This window comes from Pseudomonas sp. (assembly GCF_050739995.1).
In the GTDB taxonomy this organism is placed as follows: domain Bacteria; phylum Pseudomonadota; class Gammaproteobacteria; order Pseudomonadales; family Pseudomonadaceae; genus Aquipseudomonas.
Genome location: NZ_JBOICG010000095.1, coordinates 1 through 3,183 on the forward strand (window position 1 = coordinate 1; position 3,183 = coordinate 3,183).

Annotated in this window: 2 protein-coding genes and 1 pseudogene; all 3 read left to right on the forward strand. The window is 59.2% G+C overall.

Going from position 1 to position 3,183, the window contains the following annotated elements:
• On the forward strand, window positions 1-284 hold a 284-nt coding region (locus tag ACRESD_RS03290), incomplete at its 5' end, for a Maf family protein (protein ID WP_431749613.1).
• Between the two features lie 80 nt (window positions 285-364).
• Window positions 365-1,822, forward strand: coding sequence for a ribonuclease G (gene rng / locus ACRESD_RS03295; protein ID WP_431749614.1), 1,458 nt, complete (start codon window positions 365-367; stop codon window positions 1,820-1,822).
• A 76-nt stretch (window positions 1,823-1,898) separates the two neighbouring features.
• Window positions 1,899-3,183: pseudogene (locus ACRESD_RS03300) on the forward strand (YhdP family protein); the annotation flags it as partial.

The window sequence follows — 3,183 nt, forward strand, 5'->3', positions numbered from 1 at the left end:
TGCTCACGGCCGTTGCGGTCGCCGATCAGCAGCGCTGCCTGAGCGTATGCGTCGTCAGCCAGGTACGCTTGCGGCAGATTTCTACCCAGGAAGCACAAGCCTACTGGGCCAGCGGCGAGCCGCTGGATAAAGCCGGCGCCTATGCCATCCAGGGTCTGGGTGCGGTGTTCGTGCAGCGTATCGAAGGCAGCTATTCGGCAGTGGTTGGTTTGCCGCTGAGCGAAACCGCCGAGTTGCTGGGACAATTCGCCATTCCCTGTTGGCAACCGCTGTCGGCCCGTTGAGCGAGGACAGACAAGAGCGCTGCTAGCCAGTCGCCCGTGAGCGATCCATCATTACTGAAGTCCTTTGACGAGAGCCAGCCATGAGTGAAGAGATTCTGATCAATATCACGCCGATGGAATCGCGCGTGGCGGTGGTAGAAAACGGTGTTCTGCAAGAAGTGCACGTCGAGCGTACCCAGAAGCGTGGGATCGTCGGCAATATCTATAAAGGCAAGGTGGTGCGCGTATTGCCGGGGATGCAGGCGGCCTTTGTCGACATCGGCCTGGATCGTGCCGCTTTCATCCATGCTTCGGAAATCTCCCTGCGCGAAGGCCCGGCGGTGGAAAGCATCAGCGCCTTGGTGCATGAAGGGCAGAGCCTGGTGGTACAAGTCACCAAGGACCCCATCGGCTCCAAAGGCGCACGCCTGACCACCCAGCTGTCGATACCGTCGCGCTATCTGGTGTACATGCCACGCACAGCTCATGTCGGCATTTCCCTGAAAATTGAAGACGAAGCCGAGCGTGAGCGTCTGAAAAAGGTGGTCAGCGACTGCGTGGCGACCGAGGGCATCAAGGAAGCGGGTGGTTTTATCCTGCGCACGGCCGCCGAGGGTGCCGGGGCCGATGAGATCCTGATGGATATCCGCTACCTGCGGCGGCTGTGGGACCAGATTGGCGCTCAGATCAAGACCATCGGGGCGCCAAGCGTCATCTACGAAGACCTGGGCCTGGCGCTGCGGACCTTGCGCGACTTGGTCAGCCCGAAGATCGAGAAAATTCGCATCGACTCGCGGGAAACCTTCCAGCGTACGACGCAATTTGTTGCTGAACTGATGCCGGAAATTGCTGATCGCCTGGAACACTACCCTGGCGAACGTCCGATCTTCGACCTGTATGGTGTCGAAGACGAGATCCAGAAGGCCCTGGAGCGCAAGGTGCCGCTCAAGTCCGGTGGCTATCTTGTGGTGGACCCGGCGGAAGCCATGACCACCATCGATGTCAACACTGGTGCATTTGTGGGGCACCGCAACCTTGAAGAAACCATCTTCAAGACCAACCTCGAAGCCGCCACTGCAATTGCTCGCCAACTGCGCCTGCGTAACCTCGGTGGCATTATCATCATCGACTTCATCGACATGGAAGACGAAGAGCACCAGCGCCAGGTGCTGCGTACGCTGGAGAAACAGCTGGAGCGCGATCACGCCAAGACCAACATCATCGGTATCACCGAGCTTGGTCTGGTACAGATGACTCGCAAGCGCACTCGTGAAAGCCTTGAGCAAGTGCTGTGCGAACCCTGCAGCAGTTGCCAGGGGCGCGGTAAGTTGAAGACGCCGGAAACGGTTTGCTACGAGATTTTCAGGGAAATCCTACGGGAGGCGCGAGCCTACCAGGCCGAAGGTTATAGAGTGCTTGCCAACCAGAAAGTGGTCGATCGATTGCTGGATGAGGAGTCCGGCAACGTCGCGGAATTGGAAGGCTTTATCGGGCGCACTATTCGTTTTCAAGTCGAAACCATGTATTCCCAGGAACAATACGACGTGGTGCTGCTCTGATCCCCATTCGCTTTCTTTCCATGAGACGTGCAGGCCAAGATCTGCTGTCTGCTAACTGCCTTGAGGGTCGCCTGACATGGAGCGTCTGATACGCTTTTTTGCCGCTTTGACTCGTTGGGGGTTGGGCCTGTGTGCGTTGCTGCTGGTATTGGCCGCGGTGTACGTGAGCCTGGGCCGGGAACTGACTCCGTTGGTGGCCGAATACCGTGCAGAAGTCGAGGCCAAGGCCCAGGCCGCGGTTGATATGCCCCTGCACATCGGCAGCCTTGAAGGTCGCTGGAGTGGTTTCGCCCCGGTATTGCTGGCCCACGACGTGATGGTTGGTGAGGGCAGTAGTGCGCTGCGCCTGGACCAGGTCGAAGTGGTGCCCGATATCTGGGCCAGCCTGATGGCCCGTGAAGTGCGTATCGCCCATCTGGAAGTCAGCGGCCTGCAATTGAGCGTCAAGGAAGACCAGGATGGTCATTGGGCGCTGCAAGGTCTACCGGTGCAGAATGACCAGCCGGTGGACCCGGAGCAGTTGTTGACGCGCATGCAAATGGTCAAGCGCGTATCGCTGTTGGATAGCCAGGTCACCCTGCAACCCTTCGATCAAGCGCCGTTGACCGTGACGTATGTGGGCTTGAGCCTGCACACCGGGATGACTCGGCAACGTTTGGACGCACGCTTGACGCTGCCTGATGGCCAGCCGCTTGCCGTCAGTCTGCGCAGCCGCATTCGTGCCAGCCAATGGCGAGATGCCGAGGTTGAAGCCTACCTCAGCCTGCCCCAGAGCGATTGGGCCAAATGGATTCCCGCGAAGCTGACCCAACAATGGAAGCTCACGCAGTTCAAGGCCGGCGGTGAGTTCTGGCTGACTTGGGCCAAAGGCACTGTCCAAAGCGCAGCGGTGCGCCTTAACTCACCGCAAGTGAAGGGCAGCTACGCTGATCGCAAGCCCGTGCATATCGAGAATCTGGCCCTGACCGCTTACCTGCAACGCAGTGAGGGTGGCCTCAAGGTGCTGTTTGATTCGCTCGCGATGAACCTGGGGGATACCCGCTGGGAATCCCACCTGCAGCTGCAGCAAACCCTGGCTACCGACAAGGCGCAGGAAGTCTGGAAGCTTCAGGCCGATCGCCTCGACTTGACCCCCATCACACCCTTGCTGAACGCCTTGGCGCCGTTGCCGGAAGGTTTTGCCAAGACCCTGGAGCATCTGAAAGCGACGGGCGTACTGCACAATGTGCTGGTGGACTTCCGGCCACAGGACACCACCGACCAGAAAGTCAGCTTTGCCGCCAACTTGGAGCGCATCGGCTTTGATGCGTATTTTGGTGCGCCGGCCGCGCGTAACGTATCCGGCAGCATCAGTGGTGACT

What these genes read in the sequence shown, in the direction of transcription:
- rng (WP_431749614.1), top strand. Translation starts at nt 365, where the DNA reads ATGAGTGAAGAGATTCTGATCAATATCACGCCGATGGAATCGCGCGTG.